Annotated in this window: 14 protein-coding genes; 8 read left to right on the top strand and 6 right to left on the bottom strand. The window is 71.9% G+C overall.

Annotated features, from left to right (window positions below; all coding sequences use genetic code 11):
- Positions 1-20: 20 nt before the first annotated feature.
- The 4 genes from AC1G9L_RS18495 to AC1G9L_RS18480 form a co-directional block, all read right to left on the bottom strand.
- On the bottom strand, positions 21-740 hold the full coding sequence (locus AC1G9L_RS18495) for a pilin (RefSeq protein ID WP_481069672.1): 720 nt from the start codon (positions 738-740) through the stop codon (positions 21-23).
- Between the two features lie 21 nt (positions 741-761).
- On the bottom strand, positions 762-1,235 hold the full coding sequence (locus AC1G9L_RS18490) for a DUF494 family protein (protein ID WP_010340686.1): 474 nt from the start codon (positions 1,233-1,235) through the stop codon (positions 762-764).
- Between the two features lie 43 nt (positions 1,236-1,278).
- Positions 1,279-2,433, bottom strand: a complete 1,155-nt coding sequence (dprA, locus tag AC1G9L_RS18485; protein ID WP_481069671.1) for a DNA-processing protein DprA — start codon at positions 2,431-2,433, stop codon at positions 1,279-1,281.
- A gap of 81 nt (positions 2,434-2,514) precedes the next feature.
- Positions 2,515-3,651: a LysM peptidoglycan-binding domain-containing protein gene (locus AC1G9L_RS18480; RefSeq protein WP_481069670.1), complete on the bottom strand. Its 1,137-nt coding sequence runs from the start codon at positions 3,649-3,651 to the stop codon at positions 2,515-2,517.
- A gap of 138 nt (positions 3,652-3,789) precedes the next feature.
- On the opposite strand from AC1G9L_RS18480, the gene def reads away from it, so the two are divergent.
- The 8 genes from def (at position 3,790) to AC1G9L_RS18440 (ending at position 12,965) form a co-directional block, all read left to right on the top strand.
- On the top strand, positions 3,790-4,302 hold the full coding sequence (gene def, locus AC1G9L_RS18475; RefSeq protein WP_019801680.1) for a peptide deformylase: 513 nt from the start codon (positions 3,790-3,792) through the stop codon (positions 4,300-4,302).
- A 112-nt stretch (positions 4,303-4,414) separates the two neighbouring features.
- On the top strand, positions 4,415-5,338 hold the full coding sequence (gene fmt / locus AC1G9L_RS18470) for a methionyl-tRNA formyltransferase (protein WP_010340690.1): 924 nt from the start codon (positions 4,415-4,417) through the stop codon (positions 5,336-5,338).
- Positions 5,339-5,511: 173 nt separating this feature from the next.
- Complete coding sequence (rsmB, locus tag AC1G9L_RS18465; RefSeq protein WP_481069669.1) at positions 5,512-6,831, top strand: 16S rRNA (cytosine(967)-C(5))-methyltransferase RsmB; 1,320 nt, start codon at positions 5,512-5,514, stop codon at positions 6,829-6,831.
- A 25-nt stretch (positions 6,832-6,856) separates the two neighbouring features.
- The gene (locus tag AC1G9L_RS18460) at positions 6,857-8,572 is read left to right on the top strand and encodes a glycosyltransferase family 39 protein (RefSeq protein WP_019800942.1); all 1,716 of its coding nucleotides are present in this window, start codon (positions 6,857-6,859) and stop codon (positions 8,570-8,572) included.
- A 76-nt stretch (positions 8,573-8,648) separates the two neighbouring features.
- Positions 8,649-9,683, top strand: a complete 1,035-nt coding sequence (locus AC1G9L_RS18455; RefSeq protein WP_481069668.1) for a glycosyltransferase — start codon at positions 8,649-8,651, stop codon at positions 9,681-9,683.
- 54 nt (positions 9,684-9,737) lie between these two features.
- Positions 9,738-11,012: an O-antigen ligase family protein gene (locus tag AC1G9L_RS18450; protein ID WP_481069667.1), complete on the top strand. Its 1,275-nt coding sequence runs from the start codon at positions 9,738-9,740 to the stop codon at positions 11,010-11,012.
- 82 nt (positions 11,013-11,094) lie between these two features.
- On the top strand, positions 11,095-11,928 hold the full coding sequence (locus AC1G9L_RS18445) for a glycosyltransferase (protein ID WP_019802251.1): 834 nt from the start codon (positions 11,095-11,097) through the stop codon (positions 11,926-11,928).
- The gene (locus AC1G9L_RS18440) at positions 11,928-12,965 is read left to right on the top strand and encodes a CDP-glycerol glycerophosphotransferase family protein (RefSeq protein WP_481069666.1); all 1,038 of its coding nucleotides are present in this window, start codon (positions 11,928-11,930) and stop codon (positions 12,963-12,965) included. Before AC1G9L_RS18445 ends, AC1G9L_RS18440 begins: the two co-directional genes overlap by 1 nt.
- Here the strand turns inward: AC1G9L_RS18440 and AC1G9L_RS18435 are convergent.
- Positions 12,938-14,515: a PH domain-containing protein gene (locus tag AC1G9L_RS18435; RefSeq protein ID WP_481069665.1), complete on the bottom strand. Its 1,578-nt coding sequence runs from the start codon at positions 14,513-14,515 to the stop codon at positions 12,938-12,940. The genes AC1G9L_RS18440 and AC1G9L_RS18435 overlap by 28 nt on opposite strands.
- Positions 14,512-15,051 carry a PH domain-containing protein gene (locus AC1G9L_RS18430; RefSeq protein WP_040900815.1) on the bottom strand — a complete coding sequence of 180 codons (540 nt, stop codon included), beginning with the start codon at positions 15,049-15,051 and terminating at the stop codon, positions 14,512-14,514. The genes AC1G9L_RS18435 and AC1G9L_RS18430 overlap by 4 nt, the downstream gene beginning before the upstream one ends.
- Positions 15,052-15,195 lie beyond the last annotated feature (144 nt).

The raw sequence follows: 15,195 nt of genomic DNA, 5'->3' as shown, positions 1-15,195 counted from the left end.
AGTCGAAAACGGTGCGCCGGTCAGCCGCCGCGGCAGTGGACCGGCAGGACGCGATCGTCCAGGTCGGAACTGCAGTTCCAGGCGGACGTGCGCTCATCGTAGTCCAGCCACAGCGCTTTGCCATCCAGGCGCTTGGTGCCGGGCAGGTGCAGCGTGGCTTCCAGGCCGCAGTGGCCGTTGTCGAAGCGGCCGATCCGCACCTGCGCGATGGCGTCGCCGGCATAGCTCTGCGGGGTGCCGAAGCCGGTGTCGCCGTTCACCGGACAACGGTGCTCCTGCGCCGTGAATGCGCCGATCTGGTCCTTCAGCGGCGCCAGGGTGCCAAGCGCCTGTGCGACCTTCGCGCGTGCCAGATAGTCCTGATAGGCAGGCAAGGCGATCGCCGCGCCGATGCCGAGGAAGGCCACCAGCAGCACGCCGGCGACGGTGCCGACGATGGCCATGATCGCGCAGCCGGACAGGCCGCTGCGTGGCGGGGTAGCAGCGGGGCCTGCGGAAGCGGCCGCCTGGAGCGTCGGCGGCAACGGCGGCGGGGTGGGGGCGTCTGGCAGGCCCAGTTCGGCGGCGAGCGCATGCAGCGGCCGCCACTCCGGCAGGCCTTCGCGCCAGACCAGGGTGTCGCGCTGCAGGTGGCCATCGTGCAGGCGCTCCAGCAGCGCCGACGTTGGCAACGGCCCATGCCGCTCGCGGGCGGCATCGACGTAATACCAGACCGCCAATGGGGAGGTGTCTTCGTGCATCCGTGCGCGACCGTCAGCGGCTCAGTGGACCGGCTCCGGCTCGTCGACGAACATCTGCGTTTCCATCCACGCGTACGCCGCCTCGGCACCGGGTTGATTGAACAGCACCATCAGCACCACCCACTTCAGGTCGTCCAGGTCCAGTTCGTCCTGGTCCAGGGCCATGGCCCGGTCCAGCACCAGCTCGCGCTGGTCGCTGTCGAGGATGCCGTGCTGCTCCAGGAACAGCAGGAAGCCGCGGCATTCCACGTCGAGCTTGTCCAGTTCCGGGCCGTGGTAGATGCGGATCGGACCGTCGATGCGCGGCTGCGCCACGGCCGGGCGCTGGTCGGCCAGGGCGTCGAGCCAGTCGAACGCCTTGCTGATCTCGGTGGGGCTGAAACCGGCCTGGATCAGGCCATTCTGGAGGGAGTCGCGATCGCGGACCGGATCCGCGTCTTCGCTGAAATAGTGTTCGAACAGGTACAGCAGGACATCCAGAATGCTCTCTTTCATTGCCCCTCGGCCTGCGTCGCGAGACGCTGTGGAGGTGAAGAAACTAGGGTTTGCGGGTGTAACGACCGCGTTCGACCGCCACGTAGCCATCCAGTTCCATGGCCAGCAGCATGGAGGACGCCGCTGCGGCCGTCAATCCGCTGCGTGCGATGACTGAATCCATACAGATGGGGTCGTGGCCCAGCGCCTGCCACAAGCGCTGGTAGTCGGGGTCGGAGAAGGCCGGCGTGGCGCCGCGCGTGGTGCTGGCTCCCTGTGTGGGGGCGTTCAGGCGCCCGCGCAAGGCGTCGGCCAGTTCGGCGGCCAGCGGGGCGACGCCGGCCACGACCTCCTCGGCGCGTTCCACCAGCCCGGCGCCGTCGCGGATCAGTCGATGGCAGCCGCGTGCCAGCGGATTGTGGATCGAGCCGGGCAAGGCGAACACCTCGCGCCCGGCCTCCGCCGCCAGCCGCGCGGTGATCAGCGCGCCGGAGCGGGTGGCCGCCTCGATCACCAGGGTCGCCAGGCTCAGCCCGGCGATGATGCGGTTGCGCGCCGGGAAATGGCCCGCCCGCGCCGGGGTGCCGGGCGGATGCTCGCTGACCACCGCGGCGCGTTCGGCGATCTGGTTGCGCAGGGCGGCATGCTGCCGCGGATAGGCCAGGTCGGGACCGGTGCCGACCACCGCCACGGTCAGTCCGTCGGCGCGCGACAGCGCCGCCCGGTGCGCGGCGGCATCCACGCCGCTGGCCATGCCGCTGGTCACCGCGAAGCCGGCCGCGGCCAGGGCCAGGGCGAAGCCGTAGGCGTTGTCGCGGCCGCCGGCGCTGGGTGCGCGGCTGCCGACCACGGCCACCGCCGGATGCCACAGCACCATGGGATCGCCGTCCACATACAGCGCCAGCGGCGGGTTGGGCGTGCGCCGCAGCAGGGCGGGGTAGTCGGGATCGTGGCAACCGAGCAGGTGCCGGCCCGGCTGCGCCAGCCAGCGTTCGGCGGTGTCCAGCGCTGCGCGATCGGGACACTGCAGCGCGGCGATCTGCGCCGCATCCAGGCCGGCGGCATGCCAGGCGGCGGGACCGGCGGCCAGCGCCGCCGCCGGGCTGCCATGCCGCTCCAGCAACTGCCGGCGCGGGGCGCTGGTGCCGCCGGCCAGCGACAGGATCAGCAGGGCCGGATCGGCGGGTGCGTCGAAGGAGGTGGTGGCCGAATGGGACATGCGCCCAGGCTAGGCCGCAGACGCAAACGGCGCCCTCGGGCGCCGTCTGCAATCGCTGTAGGGGGATGCCCCGATGGCGGGTCAGCGCGCGTCCGGATGCTTGACGTCGTAGCCGACCCGGGTCGGCTTGATGCCGTCCATCACCAGCGCGTAGCTGACCTTGTCGAAGGTGCGGAACACCATCGCGTGCGCGGCGTACTCGTCCGGCAGCGCCACCGTGGTGCCGCTGCCGCCGGTGAAGCCGTCGTCGGCGCGCGAGGTATTGGGATGGCGCACGCGGTCGTTGACCCGGTTGCCATGGCGCCACAGCGACACCACCGTGCCGTTGTCGATGCCTTCGCGGCGGCCGCCGGAGATGGCGATCACGTCGCGCGGACCGGCCGCGCTGAACGCGTCGGCCACCGCCAGTACCCGCAGGCCGGCGGCCAGCGCCTGCTCGGACGGCGGATGCGGCACGAACTGCAGATCGTAGGGCTGCGCCTCCACCGGGATCAGGCGGTCGCCAGCGCGCACTTCGCGGGCGTTGTCCTGCAGCAGCAGGGCGGTGGCCTGGCGGCCGTCGGGGGAGACCCGGGCGACGGTGCCGATGTTGACCTGGGCCAGTTCGTAGCCGAGGGTCTCGCGGCGCTTGTCCGGCGGCACGAAGGTCTGCCACAGGTTGCCGCTGCCGGGGGTGCTGCGGCCTTCGGCGTTGAGGTCGTCGCTGAGCTTGGGCAGCAGGTAGCGCACGGTCGGACGGACCACGGCGTAGCGCTGCCCGGCCTGGGCCTGGCCGAGGCCGACCGCGTAGACCAGTTGCCCGTCGGTGGCGCGCAGGCGGTTGTCTTCGGTGCCGACCACGTAGGGCAGGTCGTCGATGCGGTCGACCACGCGCAGGTTCTTCAGGAACGGCTCCACCTGCGCCAGCGGGATCGCGTCGATCGGCGCGTCCTGGCGCGGGCCCGGCTTGACCTCGGCGTGCGCCACACGGTCCAGGTAGGCCAGGCTCAGCACGTCGCCGGGGTAGATCAGGTGCGGGTTGTGCACCTGCGGATTGGCCTGCCAGATCTCCGGCCACAGCCAGGGCTTGCCGAGGAAACGCCCGGCGATGTCCCACAGCGTATCGCCCTTGCGCACCACGTAGGTGTCGGGGTGTTCGGCGGCCATGCTGGCGGAAGCAGCGTAGGTCGCCACGGTGAGCATCGCCACGGCGACGACCGTACGGAGTCGATTGAACATGAGCGCGGAGCCTGATTCCCCAACAGGTTGGCGCACTATAGTGCAGAACCCTGGTGCGGGCGCAAGCGCCGGGCGCAGAAACGGGTAGAATTCGCAGGCCTTGCCGAATCGTCCGGCGCCCCCATCTTGGGTACCGCTATGGCCCTGCTCCCCATTCTCGAATTCCCCGACCCGCGCCTGCGCACCAAGGCAGTGCCGGTCGACGCCGTTGAGGTCACCTCCGCGGCCTTCCAGCGCCTGCTCGACGACATGTTCGAGACCATGTACGACGCGCCCGGCATCGGCCTGGCCGCCAGCCAGGTGGACGTGCACAAGCGCTTCATGGTCATCGACGTCAGCGAGGAGAAGAACGCCCCGCAGGTGTTCATCAACCCGCAGATCGTGCAGCGCGACGGCGAACAGGTGTACCAGGAAGGCTGCCTGTCGGTCCCCGGCATCTACGCCGACGTGACCCGCGCCGACGCCATCACCGTGCGCTATCTGGACCGCCAGGGCCAGCCGCAGGAACTGAGCACCGACGGCCTGCTGGCGGTGTGCGTGCAGCACGAGATGGACCACCTCGACGGCAAGCTGTTCGTCGACTACCTGTCCCCGCTCAAGCGCGAAATGGTCCGCAAGAAGCTGGCCAAGGCGCGCAAGCACGTGGCGTGAGGCCGGGAACCGGGAATGGAGAAACGGGAATCGTAAGCGCGGTGCCCGTGCCATTTCCGGGTCCGCGCGCTTTTCCCATTCCCCATTCCCCATTCCCCGGTTCCCAGCCTCCATGAAACTCGTCTTCGCCGGTACGCCGGACTTCGCCGTGCCGTCGTTGCGCGCGGCTGCGCAGCGCCATGAAGTGGTCGCGGTCTACACCCAGCCGGACCGGCCCGCCGGGCGCGGCCGTGGGCTGACCCCGTCGCCGGTCAAGCTGGAGGCGGTGGCGCGCGGCATTCCGGTACTGCAGCCGCAGACGCTGCGTTCGCCGGAGACGCTGCAGGCGCTGCGCGCGCTGCAGCCGGACCTGATCGTAGTGGTGGCCTACGGGCTGATCCTGCCCAAGGCGGTGCTGGCGATCCCGACCCATGGCTGCTGGAACGTGCATGCCTCGCTGCTGCCGCGCTGGCGCGGCGCCGCGCCGATCCAGCGCGCGATCGAGGCCGGCGACAGCGAGACCGGGGTGTGCCTGATGCAGATGGAAGCGGGGCTGGATACCGGCCCGGTGCTGCTGTCGCAGCGCACCCCGATCGGCGCCGACGAGACCGGCGGCCAGTTGCACGATCGCCTGGCCGCACTGGGCGCGCAGGTGCTGGCCGATGGCCTGGGCCTGCTGCGTGCCGGTCTGCGCCCGGTGGCGCAGCCGCAGCCGGAGGCGGGCGTCACCTATGCGCACAAGCTGGACAAGGCGCAGGCGCGGCTGGATTGGCAGCAGCCGGCGGCGCAGTTGGCGCGGCAGGTGCGCGCCTTCGATCCGTGGCCGGTCGCCGAGGCGGTGCTGGCCGGCGAGCGGGTGCGGGTGCACGGCGCGATCGCGCTGGACCTGGCCCACGGGCAACCGCCGGGCACGGTGCTGACCGCGTCCAGGCAGGGCATCGATATCGCCTGCGGCCAGGGCGCGCTGCGCCTGCGCGTGCTGCAGCGCGACGGTGGCAAGGCGATCACCGCCGCCGACTACCTCAACGCGCGGCGCGACCTGCCGGTCCTGGCGTAAGGCGTCGGCATGCCTGCGTACGCTGTGTCGGGCCTGGCAGGCGCGTCTGTAGCCGCGTCCTCGCCGGGGCGTGGACGCGCGTCCACTGCTGCCCCGCGCCTGCGCACCGTCCGCGCGGGCGACCACTGTGCGGCATGCGCACGAAGCGGCGGCACGTCCCGGAGCGCATGCCGATGACCGCGACGCCCAACGCTGCGTGGCCGCCGGGCGTGGCCCCGCGGGTGCTTGCCGCCCGCGTGCTGACCGCGGTGATCGACCGCGGCCGCTCGCTCAAGGCCGAACTGGGCGTGGCGTTGCCGACGCTGCCGGATCCGCGCGACCGCGCGCTGGTGGAGGCGATCTGTTTCGCCGTGCTGCGCCGTCGCCCGGCCTACGAGGCGGCGCTGCGCATGTGGCTGCAGAAGCAGTTGCCGCAGCGCGACGCCGAATTGCGTGGCCTGCTGCTGGCCGGCTTCGCCCAGCTCGATGCGCTGGGCCTGGCGCCGCACGCGGCGCTGTCGGCGACGGTGGAGGCGGCGCGCGCGCTGGATCGGCCGCGCCAGGCCGGGCTGGTCAACGCGCTGCTGCGGCGCGCGCTGCGCGACGGGCTGCCGGCGGTCGCTGCCGACGCGGGCTGGCCGTTGTGGCTGCGCGATGCGCTGCGCGCCGACTGGCCGCAGCAGGACGAGGCGATCTTCGCCGCCAGCCAGCAGCCGGCGCCGCTGTGGCTGCGGGTCAACCGCCAGCGCGGCACCCGCGACGCCTACCTGCAGGAACTGGCCGCGGCCGGCATCGCCGCCCAGGCCTCGCCGCTGCTGGCCGATGCGATCCGGCTGGAGACACCGCTGGCGGTGGGGGCCTTGCCGGGCTTCGCCGAGGGGCGCGTGTCGGTGCAGGACGGTGCGGCGCAACAGGTCGCCGACGTGCTGGCGCCAGCGCCGGGCGCGCGCGTGCTCGACGCCTGCGCGGCCCCCGGCGGCAAGTCCGCGCACCTGCTCGAACGCGATCCCAGTCTGCGCCTGACCGCGCTGGACGTGGACGCGCGGCGCCTGGCGCGGGTCGGCGAGACCTTCGCGCGCACCGGCGCCGGCGCGCAGGCGCAGTTGCAGGTCGCCGACGCAGCGCAGCCGCAGGATTGGTGGGACGGCGTGCCGTTCGACGCGGTGCTGCTCGACGCGCCGTGTTCGGCCACCGGCATCGTGCGCCGCCAGCCGGACGTGCTGCTGCACCGCCGGCGCGAGGACGTGGTGGCGCTGCAGGCGCTGCAGGCGCGCCTGCTCGACGCCGCCTGGCAGGTGCTGCGGCCGGGCGGGGTGCTGGTCTACGCCACCTGTTCGCTGCTGCAGGACGAGAACGCGCGGCAGGTGCAGGCCTTGCTGGCGCGGCAGCCCGGTGCGGCGCTGGAGGACCCGGGCGAAGCCTGCGGGCATGCCTCCGGCGGCGGCCGCCAGCGCTTCCCCGGCGAACAGGACTGCGACGGTTTCTACTACGCGCGGTTCCGCAAGACGGCATGAACCGGCGCCGGTATCATCGCTTCCCATGCTGAAGACCCGCGCCTCCCGAGAGTTCTGGTTGTTGGCCATCCTGGCGGTGCTGGTGCTCGGCGCCGGCCTGGGCCTGCGCGATCCGCATCCGGCCGACGAACCGCGCTTCGCGCTGGTCGCCAAGCAGATGGTGGAGAGCGGCAACTGGCTGTTCCCGCACCGCGGCACCGAGCTGTACTCGGACAAGCCGCCGATGCTGATGTGGCTGCAGGCCAGCTTCTACACGCTGTTCGGCAACTGGCGGGTGGCGTTCCTGCTGCCGTCGCTGCTGGCCGGGCTGGGCACGCTGGCCTGCGTCTACGATCTCGGCCGGCGCCTGTGGACGCGCCGCGTCGGCATGTACGCGGCCTACGCGCTGCTGTTCGCCTTCCACTTCACCTACCAGGCGAAGAAGGCGCAGATCGATCCGCTGGTGGTGTTCTTCATTACCCTGGCCAACTACGCGCTGCTGCGCCACCTGTTGCGCGGGCCGGACTGGCGGTTGTGGGCGCTGGGCTGGTTCGCCGCCGGGCTGGGCACGATCACCAAGGGCGTGGGCGTGCTGGCGCTGCTGATGCTGCTGCCGGCTGCGGCGGCGTCGCTGGCGCACTGGCGCGGCGTGCGGGTCGGCCTGCGCGATCCGCGTTTCTGGCTGGGGCCGTTGGCGTTCCTGGCGGCGGTGTCGATCTGGCTGGTGCCGATGGTCGCCACCGCGCTGTCGAGCAACGCGCCCGAGTACCGCGCCTACCTCAACGACATCCTGTTCCGGCAGACCGCCGGGCGCTACGCCAAGTCCTGGGATCACGCGCACGGGCCGCTGTACTTCTTCGGGGTGATGCCGAGCATGTGGCTGCCGGTGCTGCTGGCGTTGCCGTGGGCGATCCCCGCCTGGGCGCGGCGCCTGCGCCGGCGCGACGCGCGCTACCTGCTGCCGCTGGCCTGGTGGGCGCTGCTGGTGCTGTTCTTCTCGATCCCGACCGGCAAGCGCGATGTCTACGTGCTGCCGGCGTTGCCGATGCTGTGCCTGGCGATGGGACCGCTCATTCCAGGGCTGTTGCGCAAGCCCGGGGTCAAGCGCCTGCTGCTGGCGTTCACCGCGCTGCTGACGCTGGCGCTGGGCGGCGTGGGCGCGGCGATCCTGCTGGGGCACGGCTTCCGCGCGAAGATGATGGAAGACCGCGGCATCGACCTGGCCACCGTGCAGGTGCTGGCCTGGATCCTGCTGGCGATCGGTCTGTGGGGCGTGGCCAGCCTGGCCGCGTTCGCGCGGCGCCGCCCGGAACTGGCGACGGTCTCGACCCTGACCATGGTCTGGGTGATGGCCGGCTTGCTGGTGTACCCGCTGATCAACATGTCCAGCTCGGCGCGCGGGGTGATGGAGTCGGTGGGCCGCCGTATCGGCCCGCAGGCCGAACTCGGCCTGGTCGCCTGGAAGGAGCAGAACCTGCTGATGGCCGACCGCCCGGCCACGACCTTCGGCTTCGTGGTGCCCTGGGACGAGCAACTGCGTCGCGGCATCGCCTGGCAGGCGCAGGCGCCGCAGCGGCGCTGGCTGCTGGTGCAGGAAGCGGCGATGCTGGGCTGCGTCGACCGCAATGCGAGCATCCTGGCCGGCGTGTCCAACCGGCGCGACTGGTGGCTGGTCCCGGCCAGCGCCGTGCACGGCCACTGTGTGGTCACCCAGGACGACCGCGACCGCCTGCGCGAGCAGGACAAGGACCGCTTCGAATGAGCCGCACCCGCGCACCCCGACGGTGTGCTGCGACTGCCGGTGACGGCCAGCGCGTCGCGCGGGCCGGGGAGCGCGCATGCCGTCTCCCCTGATTCGGGTGATCAGCCGCGACAACGGCGGCGGCCTCAGTCGCGACCTGCAGGTGGTCGCCGACCTGCTGCGCGAGACCGGCCGCTACCGCGTGGAGGTGCTGGGTTTCGGCACCGTGCGCATGGCCAATCGGCTGCGCGAACTGCGCCTGTTCCTGCGCAGCCTGCTGTTCGGGCGCGCCGACCTGCAGATCTTCCTGGAGCGGGTGTATCCGCGCTGCCTGGGCAGCGGTCTGCGCAATGCCTTGATCCCCAACCCGGAGTGGTTCCGGCACAAATGGCTGCGCTGCCTGCCGCGCTTCGCCCAGGTGCTGTGCAAGACCCGCCAGGCCGAGCAGCGGTTCTCCACGATGGCGCCGACCGCCTTCATCGGCTTTTGCAGCGACGATTGCTACCGTCCTGAGGTCCCGCGCGAGCGCGCCTGCCTGCATGTGGCCGGGCGCAGTTCGGCCAAGGGCACGGCGCTGCTGCTGCAGACCTGGGCGCGGCACCCCGAGTGGCCGCGGCTGACGGTGGTGCAGAGCGCGAAGAAGTCCCACCCGATCGAGGCCGAGAACATCGACTACCTGACCGGCTACCTGGACCAGCAGGAACTGCGGCGGCTGCAGAACGCGCACCGCTTCCACCTGTGCCCCTCCGAGGTGGAGGGCTTCGGCCACTACATCATGGAAGCGCTGAGCGTGGGCGCGGTGGTGATCACCACCAACGGGGCGCCGATGAACGAGCTGGTGAGCGCCGACCGTGGCGTGCTGATCGATCCGGTCGGCGAGGGGCCGGACAATTTCGGCGTGCGCTACCGGATCGAGGCCGCTGGCCTCGAACAGGCGATGGCGCAGGCGCTGGTGCTGTCGCCGATGCAGTGCGACGCCCTGGGCACCGCCGCGCGCGGCTTCTTCGAGACGCGCCGGCGCGAGTTCGGCGAGCGCCTGCGCGCGGCCGTGGCCGATCTGCTCGGGGAGGCGCCGCCGCCCGCCGCACCGGCCAGCCGCGGCGCCGATCGCGAACAGGTCAGGCCGGGTTAGGGAAGCGCCCCGGATCATCGCCGACCACCCCCACCCCGACGGCTTCCCTCCTTGATGTCCCAGCCCATCGCGCCACGCCATGCCGTTTCCGCGTTCTCGCGCCAGTCCCTGGCCGAGCGAGGCGCGGCGCTCGCGCTGCTGTGCCTGCCGGCGCTGGTGATCAGCATGCCCAGCGGCCTGCTGCCGTTCGGCCTGCTGCTGCTGGCGACCAGCCTGCTCGCATTGCCGCAGCTGCGCCAGTCGGTCGCGCCGATGCAGCCGTCGCTGCGCTGGCTTTGGATCCTGGCGCTGCTGGTGATCGGGCTGTCGCTGTGCTCGGTGCTGTACTTCGGCCAGCCGCTGAAGGACATCGACAACCGCACCCGTTTCCTGGTGCTGCCGTGGGCGGCGCTGTGGACCTATGCGCTGCGGCCGCCGCAGCGCCTGCTGTGGTGGGGCGCGCTGCTCGGCATCCTCGCCGCCCTGGTGCTGGCCAGCGTGCAGGTACTGCAGGGCCAGCCGCGTGCCGAGGGCTGGACCAACGCCATCGTGCTGGCCGACGTGGTGCTGATGCTGATGGTGCTGGCGGTGTTCTGCCGGCCGCGCGGCCAGTGGCCGTGGGCCGCCGCCGCGGTGGTGGCCGGCGGCATCGTCATCCTGCTCAGCGGCAGCCGCGGCGTGTGGCTGGGCGTCCTGCTGCTGCTGGTGGTCAGCGCGCTGTGCCTGCGCTGGCGCGACAGCGCGACCCGGCTGATGATCCTGGGCGCGTGCACCGCGCTGGCGGCGGTGCTGGTGCTGAGCGTGCCGGCGTTGACCAAGCAGACCCGCCTGGCCGAACTGCACCACGACGTGCAGCGCTACGAACGCGGTGACAGCGATTCCTCGGCCGGCGCGCGCATCGAACGCCTGCAGGTGGCGGCGGCGACCTTCGTCGAACACCCCGTGGTCGGGGTCGGCGTGGGCCGTTTCGACAACGCCATGCTGCGCCTGCCCGACTGCCGCAAGGGCTTCGTCGAGCGCTGCCACCTGGGCCACGCGCACAACGACCTGGCCGAGTGGAGCGCGACCCAGGGCCTGCCCGGTACCGTGCTGATCCTGATGGTGTACGGGGTGCCGCTGTGGCTGCTGCTGCGCCTGTACCGGCGCCGGCCGCAGCCGCATTTCCACGGCGCGGCGGCGGCCGGGATCATGGTGGTGGTGGCCTACGTCCTGTGCGGCATGACCCAGTCGATGTTCGCGCACCAGGTGAGCACCGGTTTCTATGTCGCCCTGGTCGGCGTGCTGATCGGGCTGGCCGCGCGCGAGGCGGAGCCGGCATCGGGCGCTGAAGGCGCCACGCGAAGCCGGTAGACTGCCGATCCCGCATCGCCGGGCGGCACGGCGCCGGGCGCCGACCGCCGGCACCGCGCCTGACTTCCGGATACCGCGCGCCATGGCCGACGCTGCCGCCGCCACCCTGCCGCTGAGCCTGGTGGTGATGACCTACAACGAGGCCGACAACATCGCGCGCTGCCTGGACAGCGTGCCGTTCGCCGCCGACAAGCTGGTGGTGGACTGCGGCAGCACCGACGACACCGTGGCGATCGCCCGCGCGCACGGCGCGCGCGTGGTCGAGCAGGCCTGGCTGGGCTTCGGCCCGCAGCGCAACTTCGCCTCCACCCAGGCCGCGCACGACTGGATCCTGGTACTGGATGCGGACGAGTTCCTCTCCGACGCGCTGCGCGCCGAATGCCTGGCGCGGCTGCCGCAACTGCTCGCCGAGGACCGCGTGGACGCGGTGTGGCTGCGCCGCAGCACCTGGTACATGGGCGCGCCGATGCGCTGGTACAAACCGATGGTCGGCGAGCGCCTGGCGCGGCTGTACCACCGCGGCCGCGCGCGCTGGAGCGATGCGCGGGTGCACGAGTCGCTGCGCTTCGACGGCGCCAGCGCCGCGTTCGCACCGCCGTTCAACCACCTGCACAACCCGACCCTGGTGCACAAGCAGCTCAAGGTGCTGCGCTACGCCGAACTCAAGGCGCTCGGCTGGCGCGACAAGCGCAAGCCGGTGAGAATGTGGCAGAGCCCGTTCGTGTTCGCCGGTGCCTTCCTCAAGGATTATCTGCTGCGGCTGGCGTTCCTCGACGGCTGGCGCGGCTTCGTGGTGGCGCAGACCGCGGCCAGCTACGCGCTGTACAAGCGCATGCGCTACTACGAGATGCAGATCAACCCGGCCTCGGTGGAGCAGGCGCGGGCGCAACTGCAACGGCACGATCTGGAGCACTGATGAGCAAGCACTATCTGCTGTACGGGTCCGAGCGCTATGCGCTGGCGATCCTGCGCCCGCTGCAGGCGGCGATCCGAGCACGCGGCGACCAGGCGGCATGGTTCTTCGACGGTCCCGGCGCCGAGGACCTGAGCGCCGACGAGCGCCACCTGGCGACGGTGGAGGAGGTGCTGGCGTGGGATCCGTATGCGGTGATCACCTCCAGCAACGCGGTGCCGCATTTCTTCCCCGGGGTGAAGGTCGAGACTTTCCACGGCTTCGACGCCGGCAAGCCGCGGCACATCTATGTGCGCGGCTTCTTCGACCTGTACTGCACCACCGGCCCGCGCGACACCGCCGCGTTCGGCGCGCTGGCGCGCAAGCTCGGCCACTTCGCGGTCAAGGAAACCGGCTTCCCCAAGATCGACCCGTTCATGCGCGAGATCGGCGCGGAACTGGCGCCGGTCCGGCAGCCGCCCGTGATCCTGTACCACTCCACGTTCTCGCCGTCGTGGAGCGCGGCCGGCATCCTCCACGACGAGGTCGCGCGGCTCTCGCGCAGCGGCGAATGGCGCTGGATCGTCACCTTCCATCCGAAGATGGACCCGGCGATGGTCGCGCGCTACCGCGCGCTGGAGAGCGAGTATCTGCGTTTTGCCGACAACGACAACATCCTGGAGCTGTTCCCGCAGGTGGACATGATGTGCTCGGACACCTCGTCCGCGCTCAACGAGTTCCTGCTCACCTACAAGCCGGTGGTGACCTTCAAGAACCGGCGTCCGGGGCCGCAGCTGATCGACATCGACGATCCGGCACAGTTCGAGCCGGCGATCCGTCGCGCGCTGCAGCGGCCGCCGGAACTGATGGCGGCGATCCGCGAATTCGCCGATGGCTTGCATCCCTACCGCGACGGCCAGTCCAGCGAGCGCGTGCTGCAAGCGATCGACGACTTCGTCGCCGAGGGTGCGCGCAACCCGCGGCGCAAGCCGCTGAACCTGTGGCGCAAGCTGAAGATCCGCCGCCGCATCGGCTACTGGGGCCGCGGCGCGCGTCGCTGACGCGCACCGCCGTCGCACCGGCTCACCAGCGCAGCCGTCGCTGCGCCCAGTTGCCGGTACAGCGCCCGCGCCTGCGCGTCCGGCAGCAGCCGCACGCGCAGCGGCGGTTCGCCGTGGCGGGCGCCGGCGGTGTCCAGCCACAGCGTCGCGGTGCCGCACCAGCGGTCCAGCGGCGAACGGCTCAGGTGCAGCGTCTGCAACTTGTCCAGTTCGGCCAGCCGCCACCAGCGCCGCCACCAGCCGCCGCGCACCGCCACGTAGCGCGCGTCCAGGGCGTAGCCCATGCGCTGCGCCTGGCGCCAGGACTTGAACGCCGACCACGGTAGCCACAGCAGGCCCAATGCGGCCCAGGCGCCGAGCGTGGGCCACAGCCCGGCGCACAGCAGCGGCACCAGCAACAGTGCCGGCAGCGACAGGCGCCACCAGTGGCGCGTGGCGATGCCGTGCCAGTGCGCTGGCGGCCAGGCGATCTGCGGCAGCAGCCGCTGCAGCAGCGCATCGCAGGCGGCCGGCGTGGCCAGCGGCGCCAGTTCCGTCAGTGCGTGGTCGTGGCCGTGCCCGTGGTGCGACTGGATCACCGCGGTGTCGATGTGCAGGCTGCGCCGCCGCAGCAACCGCTGCAGCACGCTCTCGTGCAGGGTCCAGGCCTGGATCCGGCGCCGCGCCACGCTGCTGCGCAAGCGCGTCAGCAGGCCGCGCTCCACGGTCAGCCGGCGTTCGCTCTCGCTCAGCCGGAAGCCGTGGTACTGCACGATGGCCAGCCCCATCGACAAGGCGCGCATCAGCAGCAACAGCGTCGCCAGCATCAGCGCGAAGGTCACCGCGCCGGCCATCCAGCCCAGTTGCAGGTGCGTGGCGTAGCCGAACAGTTGCCGCCCGTAGTGCTCGATCGCGTTGGAGATCATGCGCTCGGGGAACAGGTGGTAGGTGGCGCCGAACGCGGTGAGCAGCACCACCATGCCGCGGTTGGAGATCAGGCCCTGGCGCAGCACCTCGGCGGTGGGCAGGGCCAGCAGCAGCTCGCTGTCCGGCACGGCGGGCGCGGCGCCCGCGTCGTCGCCGGCCTGGGCACGCTCGCCGGCAGGCGCGCGGTGGCGGATCTGCTGTTCCAGCGCCAGCGCCTGATCCAGCCGCAGCACCCGCATCTGCGCCTCGGGCTTGGTGCCGCCGGCCGATTCCAGCCGCACCTCGGCCACGCCGAACAGCCGGTGCAGCAGCGACTGGTGCACCACCACGTTGTGGATGCGCGCGAACGGGATCTCGCGCAGGCTGCGTTCCAGCCAGCCGCTGCGGATGCTCAGGCTGTCGTGGCCGATGCGGTACTGGTAGGTGAGATAGCGCAGCAGCGACACCGCCACCAGCCCGCTGCACACCGCCAGCATCACCAGGTGATCGGCGTGATCGCGGTGGCCGTCGCGGCTGCCGAACACCAGCAGCGCCAGCAACGGCAGCAGGAAGTGCCTGAGGTGCTGCAGCAGCACGAACAGCCACGACCACGGATGCAGGCGCCGCACCGGCGTGGTGCGCTCGGTGTCGGCGAGGTCGCTCACAGCGCGTCGTCGTCGTGGTCGAGCTGGTGCGCCAGGCGTTCGCGCAGGCGCTGCGCGTCGGCCTGGTCCAGGCCGGGCACGGCGACCGCGGTATGCCGGGTGCCGGCGGTGTGCACGACCAGGGTGGACAGGCGCAGCGCGCGTTCCAGCGGACCGCGGCGCAGGTCCAGGTGCTGCACGCGCGAGATCGGCACGTGCGTTTCGCTCTGCCACAGGCGCCCGCGGAATACGTCCAGGCCCTGGGCATTCAGTCGCCAGCGGATGCGCCGGTGGCGGACGAAGCCGACCCAGGCGCCGCACAGGCTGCCCACCGCCGCCGCCACGGCGCCCAGGGCCAGCGCATGCAGGCTGTGCAGGCTGAGGCCGACGATGCCGGCGGCGACCACCAGGCTCAGCCCGAGCATGCAGCCGCCGCCGAGCGCGGCCAGCCAGGCACCGCGCAACGGCACCGGTTGCCAGTCGGCCGGCGGCCAGTCCGCGGGTGCTGGGGTGGCAGCGAAAGCGCTCGGCGCGGGCGCGGCGGGGGAGTCGTCCATGGGCGGCGGTGCGATCACGTCGGGGTCTCGGGGCGCGGGCGCGCGGCGTGGCCTGCGATCCTAACGCGGCGATGGCGGGTGTGCGCTGTCCGCGGCGCGGTTTCCGTCCCGATCCGCGCAAGCGGTGGGGGTGCCGATCTGCGC

The organism is Xanthomonas sp. NCPPB 1132 (assembly GCF_056629235.1).
Note: the sequence above shows the minus strand (reverse complement) of the source record. Positions and strands in the feature narration are given on the sequence as shown.

Coding starts and splice junctions, on each gene's coding strand:
- def (WP_019801680.1), top strand. CDS start 3,790: ATGGCCCTGCTCCCCATTCTCGAATTCCCCGACCCGCGCCTGCGCACC.
- AC1G9L_RS18490 (WP_010340686.1), bottom strand. CDS start 1,235: ATGAAAGAGAGCATTCTGGATGTCCTGCTGTACCTGTTCGAACACTAT.
- dprA (WP_481069671.1), bottom strand. CDS start 2,433: ATGTCCCATTCGGCCACCACCTCCTTCGACGCACCCGCCGATCCGGCC.
- AC1G9L_RS18480 (WP_481069670.1), bottom strand. CDS start 3,651: ATGTTCAATCGACTCCGTACGGTCGTCGCCGTGGCGATGCTCACCGTG.
- AC1G9L_RS18455 (WP_481069668.1), top strand. CDS start 8,649: ATGCCGTCTCCCCTGATTCGGGTGATCAGCCGCGACAACGGCGGCGGC.
- AC1G9L_RS18495 (WP_481069672.1), bottom strand. CDS start 740: ATGCACGAAGACACCTCCCCATTGGCGGTCTGGTATTACGTCGATGCC.
- AC1G9L_RS18460 (WP_019800942.1), top strand. CDS start 6,857: ATGCTGAAGACCCGCGCCTCCCGAGAGTTCTGGTTGTTGGCCATCCTG.
- AC1G9L_RS18450 (WP_481069667.1), top strand. CDS start 9,738: ATGTCCCAGCCCATCGCGCCACGCCATGCCGTTTCCGCGTTCTCGCGC.
- AC1G9L_RS18445 (WP_019802251.1), top strand. CDS start 11,095: ATGGCCGACGCTGCCGCCGCCACCCTGCCGCTGAGCCTGGTGGTGATG.
- AC1G9L_RS18440 (WP_481069666.1), top strand. CDS start 11,928: ATGAGCAAGCACTATCTGCTGTACGGGTCCGAGCGCTATGCGCTGGCG.
- fmt (WP_010340690.1), top strand. CDS start 4,415: ATGAAACTCGTCTTCGCCGGTACGCCGGACTTCGCCGTGCCGTCGTTG.
- AC1G9L_RS18430 (WP_040900815.1), bottom strand. CDS start 15,051: ATGGACGACTCCCCCGCCGCGCCCGCGCCGAGCGCTTTCGCTGCCACC.
- rsmB (WP_481069669.1), top strand. CDS start 5,512: ATGACCGCGACGCCCAACGCTGCGTGGCCGCCGGGCGTGGCCCCGCGG.